Source organism: Acidobacterium sp. FHG110202_01, from assembly GCF_059115305.1.
In genome coordinates this window covers 438,383-463,856 of the sequence record NZ_JBZYWJ010000001.1, presented here as the reverse complement: position 1 = coordinate 463,856, position 25,474 = coordinate 438,383, and the positions used below count along the sequence as shown (strand labels likewise).

Sequence of the window (25,474 nt, the reverse complement as noted above, 5' to 3'; positions counted from 1 at the left end):
AAAACGGCCGAGATAATCGGCTTTTTTGGCGATGAGCCAGCTGTCTTTTAATCCCCAGAGTCACATTAGAGGACTCTGCTTTGACTGCAGTCTTGCGGTACATATCAGACCTTTAAGCAATTGGAAGCAGAAGTGTTGATTCATGCAGTTTTGCCTGACAACAGAGTGAGTCTGGTCCAATGGAAAATGGGGAAAACAAGAACGTCGACGTGCGCGAATCAGAGGATTTGGCGAACGACGTAGCGCAGCTTTACTCGTTGGCACACGTCGGAGATGTGCATTACCGCACTTTTCAGAGGCAGCGCAGGCCACAGGCACCGGCGCAGCTTTCTGAGGTGAGTAAGCCGGATCCCCCATCGCCTCCTGCACAGACGGCGGCAACCAGTGTCGAAGTTCCGGTCGCGCCTGCGCCACAGCCCCCGGTTGTAACTCCGCCCGTCATACCCGATAGCCCGCCAGTCCAGCCGCTGATACCTCCGTCGGAGCATCATGGAATCTTCACGGAAGAAACACTTCATGGCGAAGGAGAGGAGGGAACCGCCCTAGCGGTGTACTCGCTCGCCGGAGGAGTGGGGAAGACCACGGTCACTGCAAACCTGGGCCGCATCCTGGCTTCATTGAATGAACGCGTTTTGCTGGTCGATTCATCCGGCAGCGGATTACTACCGTTTTATTTTGGTGCGGGCGATCTTCGCTGTGGGCTTCGTACTTTCGTAGCTCCGGACACAAATTATCCTCCCATGCAGGTTCTTGGTGCCGAAGAGATCACAGCAAAATGGCTCGAAAATGACGTAAAGGCGGCAATGAAGGCCGCGCAGAGAACTATCTTTGATCTGGGCCCTGCGTCCATGAGCCTGCTTCCAGAAATTCTGGAGATGTGTACGGTCCTGTTAATTCCGATATTGACCGACCTCAATTCGATTCTTACCGTCTCGCGTATCGAAGCCTCCATAAAAGCAATGCGTGATAAAGGATTGAATATTCCGGTGCCAATCTATGTCTCCAACAAATTTGAAGCTGACAGTCCTATGGAGCAGCAGGCTCGCAATCTGGTTCTTCGGCAGGTGGGTGACCGGCTACTACCACTCACCATACGGCGGAGCCCCGATGTGGCGGCGGCTATCAGAGACCGTATGACCGTGGCGGACCACTCCCCTGACGCCGAGGTGACCCATGATTTCATGGAACTGGCCTTGTGGTTGAGAAAGGTCGCTCCTGTCCATCAATTTGCGAGGTTCACTGGACAGTGGAGTGAACGATGAACAGAATCCTTGACTGGTGGATTTCTTTTGGAACCGGGCGCGGTTTTCTCCCCGCGCTTTTCCGTCTTGTGGTGTACGGCATTCTGCTCTATTTTGCTTACGAATGCATCACCATAGATTTCGACTGGCCGGAGCAGGCCGTGCTTGGCGCGCTCACTATCCTGCTGGCTTACTTTATTCATCGCACATCCAATTCCACGCTTATCACCCAGGCATTGATGTTCGCTTCCATGCTGGCGACCGGCCGCTATGCCTATTGGCGCATCACGAACGTGTACGCGGCCATTTCCAAGCAGGGTCTTGCTCTGGGAATCATCAATATTGGTTTCATGCTGCTGCTGCTTTCAGCAGAGGTCTATGCTTTTCTCATTCTCTTTCTCGGAGACGTCCAGACGATCAGGCCTCTCCGGCGACCACCGGTTCCGCTGCCGGACAATGTCGATGAATGGCCCGAGATCGATCTCCTGATCCCTACCTATAACGAGCCTCTGTCGGTGGTGCGGTCCACAGTGTATGGGGCTATGAATATCGACTATCCCGAGGACAAGCTGCACGTTTACGTGCTCGACGATGGGCGCAGAGAAGAGTTTCGCAAATTTTGCGAAGATACCGACGTTGGCTACATGATTCGTCCCGACAATAAGCATGCCAAAGCCGGCAACATTAACCATGCCTTGACCAAGCTCCACGCTCCTTATGTCGCAATTTTCGATTGTGATCACATACCGACGCGCAGCTTTCTGCAAATGACAGTGGGCTGGTTCCTGAAAGACCCGAAGCTGGCAATGTTGCAAACGCCGCACCACTTCTATTCGCCCGACCCATTCGAGCGCAACCTGAACCAGTTCATGGTCATTCCGAATGAGGGTGAATTGTTCTACGGCATCATTCAGGACGGCAATGATCTGTGGAATGCAACATTCTTCTGCGGATCGTGCGCGGTGCTGCGACGCACGGCGATGGAAGAGATCGGCGGCATTGCAGTAGAAACTGTCACGGAAGACGCGCATACTTCGCTGCGCATGCAGTCGCGTGGCTGGAACACGGCCTACATTAATATTCCCCAGGCTGCTGGTCTGGCCACTGAAAGTCTCTCTGCTCACGTCGGGCAGCGCGTCCGCTGGGCTCGCGGCATGATTCAGATTTTGAGGATCAACAACCCGCTTCTGATAAAGGGCCTGAAATGGCCGCAGCGGTTGTGCTATTTCAACGCGATGATCCATTTTCTCTATGCCGTTCCGCGCCTCGTCTTTCTCACATCGCCGCTGGTCTACATGCTGCTGGGATGCATCAACATTCCCGGATACTGGGGTGCAATTCTGGCCTATGCCATGCCGCACCTGTTTCTCTCAAACGTGACCAACTTCCGCGTCCAGGGAAAATTCCGGCACTCGTTCTGGAACGAGGTGTATGAGACGGTGCTGGCTCCTTACATTCTTGGTCCCACAATACTGGCGCTGCTCAATCCCAAATTGGGGAAATTCAACGTTACCGCCAAGGGCGGACTGGTACAGAGAAGCTACTTCGATGCGCGCATTGCACGGCCTTATATCATTCTGATCGTGCTCAATGTGTTGGGGCTCCTGGTCGCGCCTATCCGTTGGTACTTTTGGAACCCGGGGCATCCAGGGACGATTATCATGAACGTCGTCTGGATCCTCTTCAACCTGGTGATTCTGGGTACGGCGAATCGCGTTGCATTTGAGGCCCGCCAGCAACGCTCCGACATCCGCATCGATCTGCGCATGCCTGTCGAAGTTGTGTTGCCGGATGGCCGCAGCGTTTTTGGCCAGTCTGTAGATATGTCGTTGGGTGGATCGATGGTAAAGCTCGAAGAGCCTCTTGTGCTGACCGGAGAAGAAAAAGTGCGCGTAAAGTATCCTCTGCGTCACGATCAGGCGACATTCCCAATGAAAGTCATAAGCTCCAAGGGCGCAGAACTGCGTCTGAAATACGAGCAGCTGTCCATCGAAGAAGAGGAGATGCTGACGCTGGTGATTTATTCGAGCGCAGACACGTGGTTAAGGCCCAGCGAGCATCGCGAGGTGGACAGGCCATTCCATAGTTTTCTTCGCCTCGTCCGGCTGTCTGTAAAAGGTGTGGGCTATGCATTACTCGATCTGATTCCGAAGCGCAAGTCTCCCAAAGCGGTGCCGGCAGGCGCTGGCGCTGGCGCAACAACAGCGTTGCTGGCCATTTTGCTTATGGGGATGCCGGCCCTTCTGCATGCACAAAAGAAGCCCGCTGCTCCTGCTGCCTCTGCGGCTCCAGCAGCCCAGACACCAGCCAGTAGTCAGGGAAATTTTCAAACCACCTTCACGCTGAAAGACATCGGCATTCCAGAAGAGATTGTTTTCCGCGGCGTGGACGCTTCCCGCAACATACCCTTCTCGCTGCCGCAAAACGAGATCGTGCAGAAGGCGGCACTCAAATTGCAGTATGCCTTCTCTACCGGGCTGATCGCGCAGATGAGCCACCTGAGCGTTTTTCTCAATGGAACTCTGATCGCCACGCTGCCTGTTCCACAGAATAAAGGGGAGCTGCAAGGCCCGCTTGAGACTACTATTCCGCTGCCGGCGGAATTACTCGTGCGCGACAACACTCTGGGCTTCCAATTCATCGGTCACTACACACAGCAATGCGAAGATCCGTCAAATACGGTTCTCTGGGGCCGCGTCGAGAACTCAACCAATATCGAGTTATCCGGTTCATTGCTGCCTCTGGCTGACGACCTGAAGATTCTTCCATTGCCGTTCTATGATGGCGCTCTCAGCAGCGAGTCAGCGACCATTCCATTTGCCTTTGCGACGCAACCGTCGAAACAGGCTCTGTCTGCTGCCGGCGTCGTTGCTTCATGGTTCGGAGTAGTGGCGAAATCAAGGCCGCTTACATTCCCAGTCAGTGTTGGCGGGGACCTTCCCAAAGGCAACATTATCCTCTTTGTCGAGAATTCTTCGGCAATGCCGCCCGGCATAGACCTCAATGTGAACGGGCCGCTGATCGCTGTGCGTACGAATCCCAGCGATCGCTTCGGCAAGGTGCTTGTCATTGCCGGTGGCGATCCGGGCCAGTTGCTGAATGCGGCGCGTGCGCTTGCCCTGGGCAACTCTCTGCTGCCGGGCAATACCTCGCAGATCGGCAATTTCCAACTGCCGCCCCCACGCCAGGCGGACGACGCTCCTCTGTGGATGAGGACTGACCACATCTCGCCCTTCTGGGATTATTCCGGAAATCCCGAAATGCAGAGCGATGGATCAGGCCCTGTAGCCGTGTATCTCCGCGTGCCGCCAGACCTTTATCTAGGCGAAAAGGAGAGCCTGCCGCTGCATTTGGATTACCGCTACAACGCCATTTCTCTCGCCAACGAGTCCACGCTGAGAGTCAGTGCCAATGGCTCGATGGTCAATGAACTGCCTCTGCCGCACGAGGACAATCCAAAGAAGCAGCTGTCCAGCGATGTCGATGTTCCGCTCGTAGACATGCGGCCCTTCTCCAACACGTTTCTCTTTAACTTCTATTTCCAGATTGCCAAGAAAGGCCATTGCGAAGATACGCCTCCAATCAATCTGCAGGGCGCTATCCTTCGCAGTACCAATCTCGACATCCGCGGGCTGCATCACTGGGCGACGATGCCCAATCTTGAGCTATTTGCAAACGCTGGTTTCCCGTTTACCCGTTTTGCAGACTTCGCGCAGACAAAGGTCATTCTGCCGCCCACGCCAACTCCACAGGAGACCGCCCTTTATCTATCACTGATGGGGTACTTCGGCGAACAGACCGGGTATCCCGCTCTGAGGGTGGAGACCGGCGACTCGTCTTCTCTTGGCCAGGATGCAGACTATCTGATCATGGGGACACCCAGCGATCAGCCTGCTTTTGCCCGCCTGAAGGACGATCTCTTCGTGAACGTAAAGCAGGATAGTTTTTCAGTAGAGCGAACCAGCGGCTTCTTTGCTGCCGTAAGACATGCATGGTGGCAGATCGCTGTATTGCATCCCAAATGGTGGCAGAAGCTGGGCCAGCCGCAGGAAAGAGCTGGCCTGCTCGAAAGTCTGGGAGAAATTCCCGATGCTCTGATACAAAGCATCCAGTCGCCATGGAAATCCGCCCGATCCGTAGTAACTATCACCTACCGAAATGACGATGCCGCCACGCAATTCGTCCCCGTATTCTGGAAATCTTCCATGTCGGGTGACATCAGCCAGTCTGTAAGCGTTCTGCGCGGCACAACTTTCACCTCCTATCGTCTCGGAGATCTCTCCTATTATGTGGGCCATCTGCCCTGGTGGGCGCTGATCCGCTTCTGGATGCGTGAGTATCCCTGGCTCATCGTGGTCCTGCTCTTTGTGCTCGGCATCTTTATCATCCCCTGGATCAAGGCCCGCATTGATCGGCGCGCAAAAGAACGCGTGGAGGTGGCGAAGGTATGAGGGACGCTCTGGTGTTAGCGGTCGCAATGCCGTTACTCGCCAGTCTGGCATCGATCCCTGCCATGGCGAGTACCTGGCCCTTCTGGGATAGCTATGCGGCACGATTCATCAATTCACAAGGACGTGTCATCGACTCCGACCGCAACGACATGACAACCTCCGAAGGGCAGAGCTACGCTCTTTTTTTCGCCCTGGTGGCGAACGATCGCCCTGCATTTCAAAGAATTCTTTCCTGGACAGAAAATAATCTCGCCCAGGGCGATCTTTCGAAAAACCTTCCGGCCTGGAGTTGGGGGCATAAGGAAGGCGACTGGGGCATACTGGATGCGAATTCTGCTTCCGATTCAGATTTATGGATTGCCTACAGCCTGACCCAGGCTGGGAGTTTGTGGGGAAATCAGGATTACAGCAAAAAGGGCAGGGATTTGTTGGCGCGCATTTCTCAGGCGGAGACCCCTGCGGTTCCTCATTTTGGCCCCTTTCTGATTCCAGGCAGATTCGGCTTCAGTCACGGTCTCGGCGAATGGGTTATGAACCCTAGTTATCTCCCGCTGCCGCTGTTGTTTGCTGCAAGTCAGGCTCAGCCGGGAGGACCCTGGAAGCAGATGGCTTTGGCCTTGCCCGACTGGCTGGCCAAAGTCAGTCCTACCGGATTTGCGCTGGATTGGGTACAATGCGACATCGCAGGCTGCTCTCCCGCGGATGGACCGGGAAATTCTGGACCTCCCAAGGGAAGCTACGATGCAATCCGTGTCTATCTCTGGGCAGGGATGACGGCGAAGGGAACACCCGGAGCACAAAAGCTGCTTACCATCTTCGCGCCGATGCTGCGTTATGTGAAGGCGAACTCCACGCCACCTGAATCAGTTGATGCTGATGGGAAAATTTTGAGCGCCCAGGGCCCCGTAAGTTTTAAAGCTGCGCTCATTCCGTTTGTACAGAGTTCTGGCGAACCGTCTCTTGCAGCCAAACTGCAGAAGGACGTGATAGCAGGCATTTCAAGATCGACTGGCCTTCTCGGAAGTCCAGCCCGTTACTATGACCAGAACCTGGCGTTGTTCGCGCTCGGCTGGCAGGAACAACGCTTTCAGTTCGCTTCCGATGGAACGCTGAGGGTCCAATGGAAAAAGTAGGCTGCACTCATCGCTGCAAGATCTTGCTCGTGGCCGTCTGCGCTCTTCTGATGGCGTCGCCCACGGGCCTGTATGCACAATCCGCCGCCGAGAAGATGCTGCTGACCAAGGCGCAGTCGCTTGCTTCGAGCGGGCATCTCGAACAGGCTGTACAGACCTGGCAGCAGGTGCTGCTGGTCAACGCCAATAATCAGGAAGCACTGGCCGGCATCGCCCGGGCGGACATGCAACTCGGCAAGGCCGATGAAGCGAACAAGTATCTGGATCGCCTGAAAGCCGCTGGAGGCAATGCTGACCAGATCGCCAGGATTCAGGGAATGGGCGGCAGGGGATCGCGCTCGGACCAGCTGAAACAAGCCTCGCAACTGGCCCAGCAGGGCAGGTACTCCGATGCCATGAGCATCTATCGCAACCTCTTTGGCGACACTCCACCGGCAGGTGACACAGCCCTTGCTTACTACGATACCGAGGCTGCCATTCCGGCAGACCGTGCGCACGCGATTGCTGGACTGCGCAAGCTTGCGGCGCAGTTTCCTGCAGATTCCCGCTATTCCATCACGCTGGGCCGCGTGCTTACCTATGACGCGAAGACACGCGCTGAAGGCATGTCCATCCTGCGCCAGTATGGACAAGTTCCTTCGGCCCAGACAGCCTTGAAACAGGCCGAATCCTGGAATACCAAGCCTCCTGCAGGAGCCACGGAAACGGCACAGCAGCCTCAGGTCGCCGGTCCTCCAAAGGTCTACAATTCACCCGAATCCTCGGCCTACCGCGCTCTCAACAGCGGGCGTCTCGAAGAAGCAAAGCAGCAGTTCCAGAACATCCTCAACCGGCAACCCAATAATGCAGGCGCGCTCAGCGGCATGGGTTATGTCTACATGAAGCAGCAGAACTTCGCTTCCGCTGCAGACTATTTTGAGCGCGCCCGTTCTGCCGGCGCCAAAGGGGTCGATACCAACCTGACGACCGCCCGTTTCTGGCTGAAGATGGCCCAGGCCGGCGATGACCTGAAGGCCGGCAATTCCGATGCAGCGATCGAAGGCTATCGCGATGCCTTGAAATTGAAGTCCAACAGTCCTGAGGCCTTGGAAGGTCTGGGCGGCGCTCTGGCGCAGTCCGGAGACGACGCTGAAGCTGCCAACACATTCGAGCAGGTCGTCCGAGTAAACCCGCAGAGCACCAATGCATGGCGCGGACTTTTCCTGGCGCAGTCCAGCTCAGGCAATGCTCAGGCGGCATTGGACGTGAACGACCGCATGCCGAAAACCGTCCGCACGCAGCTTTCGACAGATCCCGATTACCTGCGGACTCTGGCCCAGGAGTATCTTGCAGCAGGCAGAAAGGCGGATGCTGACAAGGTAATTGCGCAGGCACTCGCTTTGCCGTTTCCGAATGAAGGCCGTGACCTTCCCGTGCAGAAGCAGTTGCAATATGCGGCTCTGCTCATGACGGCCAAAAAGTACGAGCCGGCTATCCGGCTCTACCGCCAGGTTGTGGCGCAGGATCCGGAGAATGGAGACGCATGGCGCGCCCTCATCGCTGCGCAGCACCAGATGAATGAGGATGACGAAGCTCTCGCTACCGTGGCCCGCATGCCGCAGGCAGTCTTCGACCAGCAACAGCACGACGCGTCTTTCCTCGTTCTGGTCGGATCGATTTATCAGACACGTCACGAATACGACCGCGCGCAAAAATACCTCGAACAGGCGCTCGCTCTGAAGCCGGTCAACCAGTCCGCCATCGCCCTGCAGCTTGCCGACATCTATACAGCGCAGGGAAATGGCCAGAAGGCCTACGCGATCTACCGCCCTGAACTGACCCAGAATCCTCAGAACCAGCAGGCCTGGCTGGGAACACTGAACGCGCTGCACCAGATGAATCGTGACCGCGAAGCGTTGCGTCAGATCGCTTCCATGCCGGAATCGGTGCGCATGCGTCTCGAACAGAACCCGTCCTATCTGCAGACGCTGGCAACCCTGCAGTCCTCGACCGGACAGACCGATGCTTCGCTCAAGACCTTTGCCCGGGTTCAGCGCCTCTACTCCGAACAGAATGAAGACATGCCCACCGATGTGCAGATCCAGTATGGATGGATTCTGCTTAAGGCAGGCGACGAGCAGAGGCTCTACGGCCTTGTTTCCAACCTGGCAGCTTCTCCCGACCTGACCGATGCACAGCAGGCCGACCTGAATGGGCTGTGGGCATCGTGGAGCGTCCAGCGGGCCAATGCCTCACTCAGAGCCGGTGACCAGCGCCGCGGCGTTGCCATCCTTGAAGCCGCTGCACAGGCTTTCCCCAAGAATCCTGATGTCTACAACGCGCTCGCTGCAGCCTATCTGAAGGCTGGACAGCCCAAACAGGCCGAAGCTCTTTATGCCGCACTCGACATGGATAAGGCCACGCTGCCGCAGTATCAGGGAGCTATCGGCGCAGCCATGGCGGCGCGCGATATGAAGCAGGCCGAAGTCTGGCTCCAGACGGCGCTCGACCGCTACAAGAATGATCCGGCCATCCTGAAAATGGCGGCCCAGTTCGAACAGGCCCGCGGCGATAACGAGCGCGCCGCAGCCTACTATCGCGCTGCTCTCGATGCCATGCCTCCCACGCCGTTTGGCGGCGGAGGCCCTGGCTCGCTTTCGCAGCCGGCAGGCGGAGCATCTCCCTACGGCGCATCGCCTACCCAGCAGCTCCTACAGCTGCTGGCTCCTGGCGGACGTACTGCACAGATGAGCGAACCTGCAGATTCCGAAGGCGGCCAGCGCCGGGTGGATGTCTCCTGGCAGGACGCTCCTCAAAACGATGTCCCGACACTCGGCGACTACGCGGGAGCATCATCGGACGACGAACTGCTTGCGCGCCGCGCTGCACAGAAGAGAACCGAAACTCTGGCCAATTATTCTCAGCCTGACCAACCCGCCAGGCCTGACCAGCAGGACACCGGCGATCTTCCCATGCCGGCTCCGGATACTCGCCGCGAGAGCCGTACTCGCCGGGCTACAGCCCGTATGAGCGAGCCGCCGCCCGCCGATCCCTTGCCTGATCCTCTACCTGCCCCTTCCGAACGTCGCAGCGGCGCCCAAACCAGTTCCCAGACCAGATCCTATCGTTCGCAGCCAGCCGATGTTCCCCTCGATCGTGATTCTGTTTCCTCTTCGGTCGACTATATGAGGCCGGCATCAGCGCGGGTTGTTCCGTCCGAGCCTCTGCCCCAGCCTCGGGCACAGGACCTGGGTTTCTATCACCCCAGCGGCTTTGTGAATAATGATCCCAATCCGGCAAGCAGGCTGCAGTTGGCCATACGTGAAATGAACGGCCAGCAGGAAATCAATCAGAACCTGCCGCAGGACAGAAACCTTCCGGAGCTGCCGCTGTCAGCGCCTCAGGGAGACAATCTACTGAACAATCCTCCAGCGAGGGCAAATACCGAATCTCCCGTCCTCCCGCCTCTCTCCGGACCGGCTCCGCACATCGTGCGGCAGAAGACCGAACGCGAACAGATCGAAGAGCAGCTGGCCGTTCTACAGGGCGCGGCAAGTCCCTGGATCGGCGGTGCTTCCATAGTCGATTACCGCAGCGGTCACCCGGGCTATGACCGTCTGGCCGCCTACTCCGCTCAAATTGAGGGATCGAATACGCTCAGCCCCAATATCCGCACTACCGTTATTGCGCAGCCTGTGCTGCTCGATACCGGCGAGCCCACCGCTACCGAGACCACATACCAGCAGGGAACACTGGAAGCCAATCAGACGCCCTATATACAATCGGCTGCCGGCATCGGCGGCGAGTTCCAGCTGCGCGCGCCGGCGTTTGCCGGACGTATCGGCTATACACCGCACGGCTTCCTGGTTGAGAACGTGACGGCTGGTCTCCTTATCCATCCTCCGTCATCGCATTTCACCCTCACCTTCGGGCGTGATCCCCTCACTGACACGCAGCTTTCCTATGCCGGATTGCGCGACCTCGGCAGCAAGAGCCCGACATATATCGGCAATGTATGGGGCGGCGTGGTCACCAATGCAGGCGAGCTGCAGCTTGCCTTCGGCGATGCCAAATCAGGCTGGTATATTCAGGGTGGCGGGCAATATATCACCGGACAGCATGTCCTCGACAACCGCCGCATTGACGGCGATGCCGGCGCCTACTGGGGTGTATGGCATCATCCCGAGTACGGCAACCTGACCGTGGGCATGAACTTCTTCGGCATGCACTACGACCACAATCTGCGCTACTTCACCTATGGGCAGGGAGGCTACTTCAGCCCCGCGTCGTATCTGCTGGCTGGAGTCCCGTTCACCTTTAACGGGCATCGCGGCCCAAAGTTCCACTATCGGCTGGTGGGAAGCCTGGGCGTGCAGGCTTTCGATGAGGATTCGACCCCCTACTATCCGCTGGATCCAGGCATTCAGGCCGCGAGAAACAATCCTTACTATCCGGAGATGACCAGCGTCGGCGGCAACTACAACCTCGACTTTGAAGGTGCATACGCGATCGCCGAACACTGGTACGTGGGTGGCTTCTTTAGCTTCAACAACTCCAGAGACTATGCCTCCGAGCGCGCCGGTTTCTACTTGCGCTATCTCTTCCGTCCGCAGCCAATGAGCGAAGAAGCCGGGCCAACAGGCCTCTTCCCGGTCCAGGGCTTCCGCCCGCTGCAGGTCCCATAGAGGTGGGCGAGGGCTTCAACTCCCCTGAGACAGTCCTGCGACGCCTCCCCCTCCCCGGGGGAGGCGTTAAGTCTTTGAAAACACATGGTTTCTATTTTCAAATGCGGCAAAGTATTGCAAACAAGCAGGTTCGATGTAAAGTCCTGATTTTTATCATCGGACATCGCTGGGATTGATTCTTTCCTTCGGCTTACCATTCCAACACCGAAACCACGTATGTTAGGGGCCCAGGATGGTCATCAGAATTACGGATCACCAACACGAAGATTGATCCAAGTAATAAAAACCGCCAGACAGGCGGGTTCTCAAGAAATTTTTCTCTTAATTTCAGGATAGCAATTTTGGAGGGGGTAATACGCCAGACTAGCGGAAGAAATATTTTGTGTGTTTTCTTGCATTTATCGTCATTTATTACTTTCGTGATCTCTTGACAGAATTTTGCTCTTTTACTGCAAAGGCCACTGAACAACTGTCCGCTCCGGTCGAAGGGCGGTGAAAAATATGTCCTGGTGTGTCCGCCGATCGGCAGATGCTTACGTTACGGTTTGGCAGACCGTCAAAAGGAAGCTGAAACCTATTCACTCACATAGTTTTGCTGCACTGGAAGCAGGTCATGTTTCTGTCTTGCAGTTTTCGCTGGCCGCTGGTTCTTGTTTCGCTTCTTTGTCTGGTGATGCTGTTTGTGGAGTCGTCATACGCCCAACGGACGATCAACGTTCCTGCGGATGCTCCATCCATTCAACAGGCGATCGATTCAGCATCGAATGGTGACACAGTGGTTGTTGCTCCTGGCACATATTTCGAAAACATCAATTTTCAGGGGAAGGCGATCAATGTCAAAGGTGCGTCTACAGCCGCGGAATCCATCATCGATGGGGCTGCAGATGGTCTTCCGGTCGTCCGGTTTGAGTCGGGTGAGACGCGGAATTCCATTCTTTCCAATGTCACGATTCAGAATGGTTCGCCGAGTCGGGTTCCAGATGCAGGCGGCATTTATATCAACGGTTCGTCGCCGACAATCCTAAACAATATCATCCAGAATAACTTTGACTGCGGCCTCGGCATCTTCAATGGAGCACACCGATACGAATGCGCAGTATCCTTACCAGCTTCAGCTACAGTCGCTTGCCGTGGACAGCGGCAATAACAACGCGTCCGATATACCAGCAGAAGACCTGATGGGAAGGCCGCGGATTCAGAATGCAAAAGGTCTTGCTACCGCCATCATCGACATGGGTGCCCATGAATATCCGGGAATGCCTGCGCCTCCGCCGCCTAAGGATTTTGCGCTCACTCTCAATCCATCCACGCTTCAGATAGTCATCGGGCAACAGGGCACGGTAACTGTCACACTGACACCGACCTCTACCTTCCAAGGCATCGTCACTTTAAGCTGTGGCGCACTGCCGGCAACCGTCTCCTGCACCTTCCAGCCACAACAAATACAGTTGGCCAATGGAGTTCCAGCAACTGCGCAGTTGCAGATTGGCACAAGCGCAACGGCGCAGGTCAACGCTGCCAATGGAACAAACGGTGAGCATCGCATACTTGTTGCGGCTGCAATGTTGCCGTTGCCTGGATGCATCGCAGGTATCCTGCTGCTCTTGCCTTCGCGCAAGCTGAATCGCCGCATGCGCAGCTTGCTAATGCTGGTGCTCATTGCTTATATGGTTGGGGGATTGTCGGCCTGCGGTGTAACCTTCAATGGCTTTCCTGGAAATTACACGATTACGGTTTACGGGACCGCCAACTCCGGCGGCCTGACGCATCAAGCAAATCTCGCTTTAACTGCTTTGCATTAGTCGCTTCCCAACCGCAGATGATCGAGAAAAGGTAATATAGGCGGCGTGAACGTTATCGATTGGTTGCTCGATTCAGACCCGGCGATAAGCTGGCAGACGATGCGCGATCTGACGGACGCCTCGCCGGAGGTCATTGCCGCGGAGCGCGCCCGCATCCCGCACGAAGGCATCGGCGCTGAAATCCTTGCCTGCCAAAATGCGGATGGCACGTGGCGCCGGGAAGGCGACCCCGCCTGGCTGACGACCCTCTTCACACTGCAGTTCCTGCGTGCGACCGGCGTTGACAGTGCCGACTCTGCTGTCGAATCGGCGATGGCGCGCCTCGAATCAGGCGTGCGGTGGAACGATCAGGGCGGCTGCTGGGAGCTGCGTCCGCCGGAAACCGGCGGGAATACCTTCTTTCAGGGCGAAGAGGAACCATGCATCAACGGAGGAGCGCTCGCGATTGGCGCATGCTTCGGACGTCCGACGGAGAGCCTCGCACGCCTTCTCCTGCGCGAACAACTCGAAGATGGCGGCTGGAATTGCGAAGCGCCGAAGAGCAGACGCTCGTCGTTCCACACCACGATCTGCGTGCTGGAGGGACTGCTCGAGTACGGACGCGCCGTTGGAACTGCGCCCCAAATCGCGTCTCAGATTGCGGCAGCTAGAAAGCGCGGCGAGGAGTACCTGCTCAAGCGCACTCTTTTCCGGCGGCTTTCGACCGGCGAGGTCGTGAATCCTGAGTTCCTGAAGTTCGCGTTCCCGCCCCGCTACTGTTATGACGTCCTGCGCGCTCTCGACTACTTCAGGTCCGCCGGTATCGCACCTGATACACGCATGAAGGATGCTGTGCGCATTGTCGAGAGCAGGCGGCAAGACAACGGCCGATGGCTTCTCGATGACACGCACCGCGAGGCGCTTGCCTTTCCATTGGACGAGTCGGTGGGTGATCCGAGTCGGTGGAACACGCTCCGTGCGCTGCGGGTACTTCGTTGGTATGAGGAGCCGAAGGCAGCATAGTAGACTGCGCCACTGTGACCTCTGCTGAATGCTCGAATCACACAAAGCCACTTGGATTAGGAGCTGTCTTATGCCGAAGATCCAGGCCTTGCAATCGCTTCGCGCGCTTGCGGCTCTCCTTGTCGTTTTCGATCACGCCACACTTGCCACCGCCGGGCACGGCTTATCTACTCATCTGCCTTTTCTCGGATTATTTCTCGGCGCGCAGGGCGTCGCCATCTTTTTCGTCATCAGCGGCTTCATCATCACCTATACAGCAGATGTCCCAGACGGTTCGAGATCCCGCGTCTCCCGTGCCGTCAGTTTCCTTAAACGCCGCATCGTTCGCGTAGTGCCGCTCTACTGGCTCTTGACTTCTATCGTTGCCCTCATTGTCTCTCTGGCCCATCCCAGCGGGCCAAGGGAGATCACTGCAAGTCATCTTCTAAAATCGTTGTTCTTCATCCCGTATGTGAGCGCCCATGGCAATATGCTCCCGATTCTTCTCATCGGCTGGACATTGAACTACGAGATGACCTTCTACATCATCTTTGCCGTGACCATGCTTCTGCCGCATCATCTTCGCATCCTCGCACTGATTACAATCCTGACCGCAATGGTCGTTACAGGTGCATTCTTCTATCCGATCTTCTCAGGCGTAGAGGCGCGCTCAGCGGGCGAGTTTCTCACCGGTCCGATCATCCTGCTCTTCGGCCTGGGCGCAGGCCTTGGCTGGATCCGGCTCAAGCGTCCCAACCTCACCTTCACAGTGCCGGGACTCCTGCTGGTCGCGCCATTGCTGGTCATCAATTGTGTTTTCGCCTTCGTCGCACATGAGAACCCGCTCCGGCTGCACTGGAACGAATTCTTCTGGCTCGTCGATTTTGTTATCGTGGCGCTCTGTATCTTCGGCCGTACGGTCCGTCTGCCTCGCCTGGAAACTCTGGGCGACGCTTCATACAGCCTTTATCTCATTCACTTGCTGCCGGGCATAGTTTGTTATCTCCTGTGGCAGCAGTTGCATTTTGCAGCGCCTGTAATCTTCATTCTCATAGCGCTCGCGACGTCAGCAGTTACAGGGCTTGCATGCTATCGTTGGCTGGAGCGTCCACTTACCCGCTTCTTTTCGCGGCATACGGAACGCTCGGCGACTTCTTGATGACGCGCCGACGGGGCGCTCATCTTTTCGTTGGGCGAATCTGCAGGTCAACCGAATCGACGGAATACGCCTAAGGCACTGCGGATGCTTCGTTTAGTATGAATCGTTGGCCGTCGCATAGCAGGCCGACTACCCGTCACATAGCTTCGCTAAAGTGGATACTGCGAAAAGAAGACTTCTCTTTCAAACTAGCAACGGTATTCCAGCACGAACGATAACTCTTCTGAATGCCTTAATTCCACCCGGCAAAGAGATATCCTGACCGTGCCAGAAGATGATTCCTTAATTTTTGCGGCTGATGAAATATTTCAGAGCGTCCGTCAATCGTTCACGGCACTCGGATATAACGAAGGCAATCTTCGCAGTCAATATGTATTCGATGGATTTCCGACCGACGCCTTCATATGGCCCAAATTCTCTGAGAGAAAAACAGCGAGCGCATCCGGTTTGGATATGCTTGTATATCTTTTCATGGGACAGGAGTCCATTCCCGTAGATGAGGCTATTCGCTCGCTGGGCTCACGATTCTTTTCAGAAATGCGGGAACTCAATCTGCTTCAAGTGGAAGAAAACGGCAGTACATGCCTGGCGACTGTGCGCATCGAGCCGGTCCAGAACCTTCTTATCTGTTCTGATTGCATACCGGATAGATTTCCCGTGCGAGCAGACCTCGTTTTGCGCTCGTGGGACCTAAACGCGCAGGCCTATACGCGGATCATTCCTGAAACAAAGTGCAAAGACCTTCTGGAAATGTGTTGCGGCGCTGCGCATATATGCCTAGCGGCAGCTGGAAATTATGCGCAATCCGTGTGCGGAGTCGATATCAGCCTCCGCGCCGTCCGGTTTGCTGAATTCAACAAAAGACTCAATGCGGTTGAGAACGTTCGCGTATATTGCGGCAATTTGTTCAAGCCGGTTGAATCCAGCACCTTCGACCGGATCGTCGCGCATCCGCCGTATATACCCGCGCTGAAAGATGTAATGATTTTCAAGGATGCAGGAATAGACGGCGAACGCGTATCAACAGATTTAATTCGCGGCATCCCTGCCCATCTTACAGATGGCGGAGAGTTCTACAGCTATCTCACATTTTCTGACCGCATCGATGCTCCCGCAGAACTGCGCGTGCGGGAGCTTCTTGGCGCGGACGAGCGGGAGTTTGATGTGGCTCTTCTTATAGCGGAGGAAAAAACTCCTGATTCGTTTTTGTTGCGGCGGGCTGGATCCGATCCATTCTCAGAAGAAAACCAGCAGATGAGAGATGCTTGTAAGAAGCTCGGAATTACCAGGTTTCTATCGACAGTTCTCATCATACGGAGCCGAAGAGGAGCGTTTCCATTGACATCCCGCCATCGAGCTGTGAGCTGGCAAACGGCGGCTGCCATGGCTGATGTCTCCTGAAACCTACTCTGTTCGCAGTGCCTTTACTGGATCGATCGATGCTGCACGCTGTGCCGGAATGATGCTCGCAATCAGGGCACAGAAGGCCAGCGCTATCACTGAGCCTGACAGAACGAATGGGTCCCAGCTCTTTACCTGGTAGAGCTGCGAAGTAATGAGCCGTCCGCAACCGATGGCGATGGGAATGCCGATAGCAAGGCCAAGAAGAATCTGCAGGAAGGCGCCGCGCAACACCAGCCTGATGATGTTCAGCTTGTCAGCGCCGAGGGCCATGCGCACGCCGATCTCGCTCGTACGCCGCTCGACCGTGTATGCCGTCACGCCGTAGAGTCCGATCGCTGCAAGAATCAGCGCAAGGATGCCGAAGAGCCCGGTCATCTGTGCCACCACGCGCTGCTGGTCGAAGGTTCCATCCACCTGCTCCTGCATCGACCGGATATTCAGCAGTGTGAGGTTCGGGTCGGTCTCGCTCAAGACACGGCGAATTTGCGATTCAAGACCCTCCATACCGCCATGAACTTTGAGCACTGCGCCTTCGATGAAGTGCGTACTGTCATCGAGGGATTGCATCAAGTCGTTGTCATATTTCACGCGCTGCGCCAGCGGCACAAAAAAGATCGGACGAGGACTTTCATGCCCCAGCGGGTCCCACGAGAGATATTTCGCATGGTTCACGATGCCCACAATCTGATAGGTCGCGTTGTATCGCGGCAGATCGAGGCCAAAGTAAGAACCCAGCGGTTCCTCGCCAGGTTTGAAGAACCTGTGGACAAAGGCCTCGTCCACAATGGCGACGTTCTGCGAAGAAGCATTGTCTGCTTCAGTAAAACTGCGTCCGCGCAGAATGTGCTGGCCGAGCGCCTCAAAATAATCCGGAGTGACGTGGTCCCACGATGAGCCGGACGGATCATTGATGTTCGGCATGCCGTGTCCCTGGCGGATGACGATCTCGCCCCAGTTGTCCTGCAGCGGAGCATAGGTTGCCAGCGTCGCGCGTTCGACTCCGGGTATATGGGCCAGCCGCTCCTGTAGCTCGCGATACATCGCGTCCAGCTTGGGTTGCGGATAAGAAGAGAACGGCGCCGTCAGGCTGATGACGACCCGGTGGTCGGTCTCGTATCCGAAATCCTGGTGCTGCATCTTGACCAGGCTGCGTGTCAGCAGTCCTGCCCCGGCGAGCAATACAACGGACAGCGTAGCCTGCACCACAACGAGAACTTTTTGCGAGATGGAGGCATGGTCGCGCGTGCTCCGGTTTGCTCCGCGCAACGCATCGGCCGGATCAGCATGAGTAGCCAGCCATGCAGGCGCCGTTCCGAAGAGTGCCCCGGTAAAGAGCGACAGCAGGAAGGCGAATCCCAGCACGGTAAGAGAAGGAGATGCGTCGATGGGAATGAACTTAGCATCGTGGAAGGCGAGCGCCACAACCAGCTTCACACCCAGATAAGCGACTGCAATGCCCACGAGTCCGCCAAAGAGCGAGAGGACGAGGCTTTCGGTGAGCGACTGCCGGATGAGCCTCCGCCGAGATGCTCCCAGAGCCAGCCGGACCGAGGTCTGCGCGCGACGTGCGGCTCCGCGGGCCAGCAGCAGGTTGGCAATGTTGGCGCAGGCAATCAGCAGCACCAGCGAACAGACCACCATCAGAATACGGAGGTTGGCCGCATATTCTTCTTTCATCGCGCCTACGCCAATGCCTCCAGGAATCACGCGAACCTGTTGTTTGGACAGCGTCTTCTTGATCTCAGGAATCCATTCCGACGGAATACCGCTGTCATGGATGAGCCAGTTTTGCAGCAGATTCGTCATTCGCGCCGGCACGGCATTGGGAGTCACTCCGGGCTTTACCCGCCCGATGACGCGCAGCCATGCCGAGAACTTATTCAGAAGGGAATTCGAACCGCGGAAGAGCGGTTCCTGGTTGATCGGCACCCATATCTCCGGCGGATTGGGGCGCAGTGTTTCTCCAAAGAAGCCGGGCGGTGCAACGCCGACAATCGTAAAGGGATGGCCGTCAAGAATAAAAACAGAGCCCACAATCTTTGGATCAGAACCATATTCCTGCTGCCACGCGCGGAAGCTGAGCATGGCAACCGGAGCAGAAGAGGGCAGGTCATCTACAGGCTGAATGGTCCGTCCTGCGAATGGTCCTACTCCAAACGTGGAGAAATAATTGCCGCTGACATATTCTCCGCGCAGAGGCTTGGCCGCACGGTCGGTTTCGCCGCGGCGCACGCTGATCTGCGATCCTCCCGCCTGAAATGCAGCCAGCTGCTCGAATTCGGGAGTGTTCTTCTGCATGAGCTGATAGAAGCGGTAGGAGAACATCCCCCAATTGTCCTGCGGTCCGCCTTCTACGCAGCAGTCATTGCCCTCGCCGATGCGGTAAAGCCGCGAAGGATCGACTACAGGCAGCGACTTGAGCATGACGGAATGAATCAGCGAGAAGATGGCTGTCGTCGCGCCAATGCCGAGCGCCAGAGTGAGCATGGCTGTCAGTGTGAAGACAGGAGAGAGCCGCATCTGGCGCAGCGCGTAAGAAATGTCCTGGCGTAAAGTCTGCATGGAGGCCTCTTTGCGCTACATACGAGCACGAAGAGGGCCATGTTCCGGAAAAGTTAAATGACTGATACGAAATGATTCGTAGATTGAGGGCAGAGCAGGGAGCGTTCACTTCCGGACAGAGATGTTCGGTTTTGGACAGAAAATTACGGAGATCCTCTGTGGGGTCACAGTAACAAACGTCAAAAATCGTGCTAATGGTTTCCAACACTTTCAATTGGAATTTTCGTATGCACGACTCATAGTTTCATAGTGTGCGCTGCAAGGTAAGGCCTTATATCGTGTGGGGAATGATAGTCCAACTCGAAACGAAGCGCCTTTTTTTGCGCCCACTCCAGCTTGCTGATGCGGAGGACACGGAACAGCTCTTTCCGCAGTGGGAAATTGTTAAGTTTCTTAATGTCGAGGTTCCGTGGCCATGGCCCAAAGGTCTGGTTCTTCCGCGGTATCGTGATGTCGTCCTGCCGGCGATCGAGCATGGTGAAGAGTGGCATTGGAGTCTGCGCTTGAAGGAATCGCCTGAGCACCTCATTGGAAAGATCAGCCTTCATCAAAACGAGTGGGACAACCGTGGTTACTGGTTGGGGCTGCCTTGGCAGAGGCTGGGACTCATGACGGAGGCCGTTGCAGCCGTCAATGACTATTGGTTCGATGTTCTTGGTTTCAAAGTCTTGCGAGCTCCCAAGGCCGTCGCCAACATCGCTTCCAGGCGAATCTCAGAGAAGACAGGCATGCATGTCATTGCGACTCTCGAGCGTGACTACGTATGCGGTCGGCTTCCGGCAGAGGTATGGGAGATCACCGCCGAAGAATGCGCAATTGGAAAAAGCAGATGGCCCTTCCTTGTGCATCAGCCGAAATGTCCAACGCTCCGCATTAATGAATGCAATACTTTATATTTATGTTTTATTTAGCTGCGAATAAACGACTAAAAATGCCTTTCTTTTGTCGGGAAGCGATGACTTCTCCGATCGGCAAAGGCTCCGGTTGTGCAGGAAGCTCCGTCCCCTGGAACGCCGCACCCGGGGTCGTGATGCAGAGGCGTTCAGCCGTCTCTTTTCCGTAGTTTTCTTCGACAAGCTTGTAGGCCTCGCTCATGATGGGCAGGCGCGAGGTCATATTGTGCGCGTCGGTGGCGATAATGTTCACCCAGTTCCGGTCAAGGAAAGCAAACGCCATGGATTGCGCAGTGCGTCCGAAGCGACCGGTGAGCGATGACGCTGTGACCTGCACCAGGCAGCCTTCGTTGAGCCAGGGAACCATCCTGTCGGGATGGCGCTGGATGGTCAGATTGCGCTCCGGATGCGTGATGATGGGCCGCATCCCGGCGACCATCATTTCGTAAAAAGTCTCGGTGATGGTCTGCGGAATCATCAGGTCGGCAAATTCGACCAGCAGATAGTTCTTCTGGTTGATGGTGTATTTCGTCGGGTTCTTGAGCGCGTCTTCAATGTTGTCGTAGGAGAGATGAAAGTCGCAGCCCAGGCCGAGCGTGATCTTTCCATTCAGACGTTCGCGCAGAGCAGCAACGCGCTCGCTGTTGACATCAGAGTCGAAGTGCCACCGGTCGTTGGCGTGCGGAGTGCAGACGATATGCGTGATGCCGTCATTGGCCGCGGCCTCGGCCATGGCAACAGAAGTATCTATATCAGGTGAGCCGTCATCGAGTCCGAATAACAGGTGGTGGTGGATATCAATCATCTGCTTGTTGCCAGTTCAGCGTCTTCTTTCCCCGCCAGCGAGCTTACCAGCGATGCAAAAATCTTGTACCCGTCAGCAGAGCCGAGCAGCCCTTCAGAAGAGCGGTCCGGGTGCGGCATCATTCCCAGTACATTGCGCCCTTCGTTTAGGATGCCGGCAATATTCCCAAGCGAACCATTTGGGTTTGCTTCGCGGGCGATCTCGCCCTGCGGCATCGAATAACGGAACGCGACCCTGTCTTCGCCTTCAAGCTTCGCCAGCGTCTCTGCGTCGCAGAAGTAGTTGCCTTCCATATGCCCGATGGGAATCTTCAAGACCTCGTGCAGTTCCAGCTTGCAGGTAAAAGGCGAATTCGTCGTCTCCGTGCGCACATGAACCTGCTTGCAGATGTACTTGAGTCCGGCATTGCGCATCAGCGCGCCGGGAAGCAGTCCGGCTTCACAAAGAATTTGAAATCCGTTGCAGATACCGAGCACCAGGCCGCCGTCAGCAGCAAACTTTTTGACCGACTGCATCACCGGCGAAAACCGGGCAATCGCGCCGGTGCGAAGGTAATCGCCGTAGGCAAAGCCGCCGGGAACAAGGATGGCGTCGCAGTTCTCAAGGCTCGGCGAATCATGCCAAAGAAAGGTCACCGGCTCATGCGCGATGTCAGAGATGACGTGATACGTATCTTGATCGCAATTGGAACCGGGAAAGACGAGAACGCCGAATTTCATATCTATAGGCTAGCAGTTTCACGGCCACAGTGCGGCGAAATTCCCCTTTTGAAATCTCTTCACGGACCATCTTAGCTACGGTGAAACTTTTATTCTGGCCAAACGCTCTAATTTCCCAATAGGCTTTCGCTATGGGTGGCTTCGACTTCAAAACAACGAGCCGTACAGCAGGCAGTGCCTTGCTGAACTGGTGGCGCGCCGTTTCGATCGAGGCTCTGTGTGTGGCCGTAATGTGGCTGATCGGCCTCTGGCTGCTGCATGTGCCGCTCTTTCCCATGTGGGCGCTGATCGGCGGCCTGATGACCTTCATCCCCAACTTTGGCGGAGTCATCGCGCTCATCGGCCCGGTCTTCAGCATTCTGGTCAGCGGTAAGGACATCGAGCGCCTCGGCTTCGTGCTTGGACTCTATGCTGTCATCGTGGTCGTCGACCAGGTTCTGCTGCAGCCGGCATTGATGAAGCGCACAGCCCGCGTGCCTATCTGGGCATCGATCCTCGCCCCGATTGTGCTCGGCATCATCATTCCATTCTGGGGAGTGCTGCTGGCCCCGCCGCTGCTGGCGATTATCTATGCCTTTAGACGTCCGAAGGCAGATTTCAGGTCACAGGTCACAGGGCTCAGGTAGGTCACAGGGCTCAGAGCTTCTTAGAAATTGCCCACAACATTTTTCCAACCTCGGTTGAGAGGTTCTTGCAGTTTTCTATTTCTTGGATTTTTCCGAAGCCGAGCTTTTCTGCAATGACAAGCTGAGTCTGAACTTCGAGAACTGAGCCACGCGCTATGCTCAGGAAGTTTCTGTACTCCTTTGCCGAGAACCGGCCATACCCTTCTGCAATATTGCTGGCCGTAGAAACTCCTGCACGACGCAACTGGCTCGTAAGGCCAAATACTTCTTCTCGCGGAAAGTTGGTCGTTAATCCATAAATTGCAACGCTCAACTCGACGGCACGCTGCCAAACAACCTCTGGGACAAGGTTCCACATGGCACCATCAGTATAGGCGAAGACAAGGCGAAAGTCATCCTGAAAACTTGCATGGCTCCAGCGGCTCATAGTTAAATCGGGTCGGAGGATGCTCCATGGCTCAGCCTTCCAACGCCACGATCTCGATCGACGGCAACAAGTTCAACGCAATGTCAGCTCACGTCGGCGTCGATACCGATCATGACCAGACCGGGATGCCCAGATGGGGACCTTAAAGTGTTCCATCAACTGCACCGTGGACCATTCATGATACGGAGAACATGCCCTTTGCCACGCTGCAGAACCTGTTCAACCTGGCGAATATCGCTACCCGGGACAAGATCAAACCCATCAAGGTCGAGTTCTGGCAGGACGAGAACCAGCAGGACGCAATCTGCACGTACACCTTTCAGGGTTGGATCAGCGGGTTCCATACTTCGGGTGGTGGCGGGGCCAATCACGTTCTCCATATCAAGCTGCAGCCGGCGCTCGACAAGCAGAACTTCGTCGATGTGAAGATAGGGAACTGATGCTTCTGACAATCGACCAGGACGGAGTCATCCGGGATTCCAAAGTCAAAGTGGAACTGATCCCGCAGATCGCGCATGGGCCACTGGCGCATATCAATGCCATCGTGGTGCATCAAACCGATTCGTCTACTGCCAAAGGCACACTTTCCGGTTATCGGACAAGCGAGAAGCACACAGGAGCTCATTTCCTGATCGATAAAGACGGGACGGTCTACCAAGTAGTACCCCTCAAGCAGAAGTGCTGGCACGTCGGCCCGATACTCTCAAGGTGTTATCAGAAACATTCCTGTGTCCCGCAGGAAGAGGAATACTACCGTTCTCTGACCAAGATCACAGGTGGGGTTAATGGTCAGTATGCGAGGGCTATGGATCATCGGGAGGAGCCCAAGAAATACCCTGATCGTTATCCCAGCAACAGCGACGCGATCGGCATCGAGATGGTAGGCAAAAGCCTGGATAAGTGGGGGAATGTCTACGAAACCCCAACACCCCAGCAGCAACAGTCTCTGCACTGGCTCATCCAGGATCTGCTCGATACGTTGCACTTGACGCGCACGGATATTTATCGTCATCCACAAGTTTCCCGGAAGGGAGCAGGGGAGGCCGCCGGTGCTACGTGGTAGTTGGTTACTTCTTGGGTTGTTCTTGTTCGGCGCCGGCCAAAGACAAACACATTTTCCTCTTCCCGGAACCGCCGCAATCACGATTGGACAGGTGGAATGGAAGCCGGGAGATGCAGACGCAGATGATCTCTGCAAATCCTACCGACTAACGGAGCCACAGCTTCGGAGGCAGTTCCGCACGTACCACCTTTTGCAGCCTGGAGATGTTCATGACCAATACAGCGTATTTCAATGCTGGATTAAGGGCACAATCAAACTAAACGGCAAGACGTATACGTGGGAAAGCCGCCCAGGAAATCTACTTGAGACTAACTGGCCTGATGGAGTGGACAAGATGCTTGGTGGTAAACCTTCTGGAGAGTTGAAAGATTAGTTGAAATCCCGGGGGCAAATGTTTTCTGGTAAATTCCTCGTGCTCCTAGCCATCTTCGCGCCGGACGCTGCGCGTCACTACCCACTGCCTAAGTCGGCTGTCATCACCATAGGAAAGCCTTATATCGACGCACACACTGATGAGTCAGACGTTGACTTTTGCCGTAACTATCATCTGACCAAGGCCCAGGTAAGAGCACAGTTCCAGACCTACCGGGAACTCAAGGACGACGAGATGCACGACTTTTATCTCTTCGTTCCTTGCGGGATCGAAGGTACGGTGAAGGTCAACGGCAAGACCTATACCTGGCGCACGCAGCTGGGCGGAACTATGGAGACGGATTATCCAGACGGCGTGCGAAAGAACCTGGGCGGAAAGCCGACCGATGATCTCAGTGAAGGTGAGAGTTCTTCCAGAGAGTGATGTAGCACTTCCACCGACTGTGGTTGACACTCTGCAAGGAACGAAAGCCCCGGTGATGAGCCGGGGCTTTGGTGTCTTTGGGGAGGGGAGCAAGTCGTTTGCTTGATGACTATTCCAGCTGGCGAACTCTGGAGCGATGCCCAAACGCAAGGTAGGGCATCATCAGTGTTTCGAGCTGTCCAATTGACGCCATGATCCACTGCATATTTGATTCCTTTTCAGTGTGGGCGGCTATCGTCTCGTGGGGCATGATGGCCGAGTATTTGCTCAATTCCTCTACGTATCCGGTAACCTGGAACGAACGTTTGTAGAACTTCTTCTAGCAGACGGAAGATGCGTGGGTCGTCTGCAAATAGGAATTGTGACTCACGAAAGGCCTGGATAAAGGCGATTTTCTTCGACAGCTGCTCTTTCTCCGGAACGGAACACCAACCCATCAGTGCATCCATGAAAGCCCATGCTCTCAAGTACACATCGAAACGTCGGTTATACAGGTCCAAACGCAACTTGTCTCGTGCTGTGAACCATTGAAACGTCCCAATCGAAGCAACATAAATCGCGATGACAATCGTTGCGATGCCCTCTGCCGCTTTCAGTGCATGAGCCATGGTCAGCCCAGTTTAGCAACGCTTTAAGCAAGCGTTGAGCCGAATTGCGGTTCGGCTGCATCTCTTTGAAAGAACATTCCCATAATGAGACGAACATCCCTCGTTTACAGTGATAGGCATGGAGACAGAAAGAGAGAGCA

At 55.7% G+C, this 25,474-nt stretch carries 19 protein-coding genes; 14 read left to right on the top strand and 5 right to left on the bottom strand.

Going from position 1 to position 25,474, the window contains the following annotated elements; all coding sequences use genetic code 11:
* Window positions 1–179 precede the first annotated feature (179 nt).
* The 9 genes from AC5S16_RS01840 to AC5S16_RS01800 all read left to right on the top strand — a co-directional run bounded on the left by AC5S16_RS01840 (window position 180) and on the right by AC5S16_RS01800 (window position 16,832).
* Window positions 180–1,262 (top strand): nucleotide-binding protein, encoded by a 1,083-nt coding sequence (locus AC5S16_RS01840; protein WP_493928297.1) that lies wholly within the window; start codon window positions 180–182, stop codon window positions 1,260–1,262.
* On the top strand, window positions 1,259–5,692 hold the full coding sequence (gene bcsA, locus AC5S16_RS01835; RefSeq protein ID WP_493928296.1) for a UDP-forming cellulose synthase catalytic subunit: 4,434 nt from the start codon (window positions 1,259–1,261) through the stop codon (window positions 5,690–5,692). The genes AC5S16_RS01840 and bcsA overlap by 4 nt, the downstream gene beginning before the upstream one ends.
* Complete coding sequence (bcsZ, locus tag AC5S16_RS01830) at window positions 5,689–6,825, top strand: cellulose synthase complex periplasmic endoglucanase BcsZ (RefSeq protein ID WP_493928295.1); 1,137 nt, start codon at window positions 5,689–5,691, stop codon at window positions 6,823–6,825. Before bcsA ends, bcsZ begins: the two co-directional genes overlap by 4 nt.
* A complete protein-coding gene (locus tag AC5S16_RS01825) occupies window positions 6,813–11,489 on the top strand; it encodes a cellulose synthase subunit BcsC-related outer membrane protein (RefSeq protein WP_493928294.1) in 4,677 nt (1,558 codons plus the stop codon). Before bcsZ ends, AC5S16_RS01825 begins: the two co-directional genes overlap by 13 nt.
* A 613-nt stretch (window positions 11,490–12,102) precedes the next feature.
* Window positions 12,103–12,636 carry a hypothetical protein gene (locus AC5S16_RS01820; protein WP_493928293.1) on the top strand — a complete coding sequence of 178 codons (534 nt, stop codon included), beginning with the start codon at window positions 12,103–12,105 and terminating at the stop codon, window positions 12,634–12,636.
* The gene (locus tag AC5S16_RS01815) at window positions 12,560–13,291 is read left to right on the top strand and encodes a lipo-invert putative C-terminal anchoring domain-containing protein (protein WP_493928292.1); all 732 of its coding nucleotides are present in this window, start codon (window positions 12,560–12,562) and stop codon (window positions 13,289–13,291) included. The genes AC5S16_RS01820 and AC5S16_RS01815 overlap by 77 nt, the downstream gene beginning before the upstream one ends.
* 45 nt (window positions 13,292–13,336) lie before the next feature.
* Window positions 13,337–14,293 carry a prenyltransferase/squalene oxidase repeat-containing protein gene (locus AC5S16_RS01810; RefSeq protein ID WP_493928291.1) on the top strand — a complete coding sequence of 319 codons (957 nt, stop codon included), beginning with the start codon at window positions 13,337–13,339 and terminating at the stop codon, window positions 14,291–14,293.
* A gap of 70 nt (window positions 14,294–14,363) precedes the next feature.
* Window positions 14,364–15,431 (top strand): acyltransferase family protein, encoded by a 1,068-nt coding sequence (locus AC5S16_RS01805; protein ID WP_493928290.1) that lies wholly within the window; start codon window positions 14,364–14,366, stop codon window positions 15,429–15,431.
* A gap of 453 nt (window positions 15,432–15,884) precedes the next feature.
* Window positions 15,885–16,832: a methyltransferase gene (locus tag AC5S16_RS01800; RefSeq protein WP_493928289.1), complete on the top strand. Its 948-nt coding sequence runs from the start codon at window positions 15,885–15,887 to the stop codon at window positions 16,830–16,832.
* Between the two features lie 3 nt (window positions 16,833–16,835).
* Here the strand turns inward: AC5S16_RS01800 and AC5S16_RS01795 are convergent, their stop codons facing one another.
* Complete coding sequence (locus AC5S16_RS01795; RefSeq protein WP_493928288.1) at window positions 16,836–19,397, bottom strand: ABC transporter permease; 2,562 nt, start codon at window positions 19,395–19,397, stop codon at window positions 16,836–16,838.
* Window positions 19,398–19,717: 320 nt separating this feature from the next.
* Here AC5S16_RS01795 and AC5S16_RS01790 point away from each other — a divergent pair, with 320 nt between their 5' ends.
* Complete coding sequence (locus AC5S16_RS01790; RefSeq protein ID WP_493928287.1) at window positions 19,718–20,308, top strand: GNAT family N-acetyltransferase; 591 nt, start codon at window positions 19,718–19,720, stop codon at window positions 20,306–20,308.
* Here AC5S16_RS01790 and AC5S16_RS01785 read toward each other — a convergent pair.
* Together AC5S16_RS01785 and purQ are read right to left on the bottom strand one after the other, a co-directional pair.
* Window positions 20,301–21,095, bottom strand: a complete 795-nt coding sequence (locus tag AC5S16_RS01785; protein WP_493928286.1) for a tyrosine-protein phosphatase — start codon at window positions 21,093–21,095, stop codon at window positions 20,301–20,303. The two genes, AC5S16_RS01790 and AC5S16_RS01785, sit on opposite strands and share 8 nt — an antisense overlap.
* Window positions 21,092–21,814, bottom strand: a complete 723-nt coding sequence (purQ, locus tag AC5S16_RS01780) for a phosphoribosylformylglycinamidine synthase subunit PurQ (RefSeq protein WP_493928285.1) — start codon at window positions 21,812–21,814, stop codon at window positions 21,092–21,094. Before purQ ends, AC5S16_RS01785 begins: the two co-directional genes overlap by 4 nt.
* 179 nt (window positions 21,815–21,993) lie before the next feature.
* On the opposite strand from purQ, the gene AC5S16_RS01775 reads away from it, so the two are divergent.
* Complete coding sequence (locus AC5S16_RS01775) at window positions 21,994–22,440, top strand: AI-2E family transporter (RefSeq protein WP_493928284.1); 447 nt, start codon at window positions 21,994–21,996, stop codon at window positions 22,438–22,440.
* 10 nt (window positions 22,441–22,450) lie between these two features.
* Here the strand turns inward: AC5S16_RS01775 and AC5S16_RS01770 are convergent, their stop codons facing one another.
* On the bottom strand, window positions 22,451–22,867 hold the full coding sequence (locus tag AC5S16_RS01770) for a four helix bundle protein (RefSeq protein WP_493928283.1): 417 nt from the start codon (window positions 22,865–22,867) through the stop codon (window positions 22,451–22,453).
* Between the two features lie 191 nt (window positions 22,868–23,058).
* On the opposite strand from AC5S16_RS01770, the gene AC5S16_RS01765 reads away from it, so the two are divergent.
* From AC5S16_RS01765 to AC5S16_RS01755, 3 genes are all read left to right on the top strand, one after another.
* A complete protein-coding gene (locus tag AC5S16_RS01765) occupies window positions 23,059–23,307 on the top strand; it encodes a hypothetical protein (RefSeq protein WP_493928282.1) in 249 nt (82 codons plus the stop codon).
* Entirely contained in the window at window positions 23,307–23,930 is a 624-nt protein-coding gene (locus AC5S16_RS01760; RefSeq protein WP_493928281.1) for a peptidoglycan recognition protein family protein, read from the top strand. The genes AC5S16_RS01765 and AC5S16_RS01760 overlap by 1 nt, the downstream gene beginning before the upstream one ends.
* A 391-nt stretch (window positions 23,931–24,321) precedes the next feature.
* A complete protein-coding gene (locus AC5S16_RS01755; RefSeq protein WP_493928280.1) occupies window positions 24,322–24,726 on the top strand; it encodes a hypothetical protein in 405 nt (134 codons plus the stop codon).
* Between the two features lie 218 nt (window positions 24,727–24,944).
* On the opposite strand, the gene AC5S16_RS01750 is transcribed toward AC5S16_RS01755, so the two are convergent.
* Window positions 24,945–25,334, bottom strand: a complete 390-nt coding sequence (locus tag AC5S16_RS01750; protein WP_493928279.1) for a hypothetical protein — start codon at window positions 25,332–25,334, stop codon at window positions 24,945–24,947.
* Window positions 25,335–25,474 lie beyond the last annotated feature (140 nt).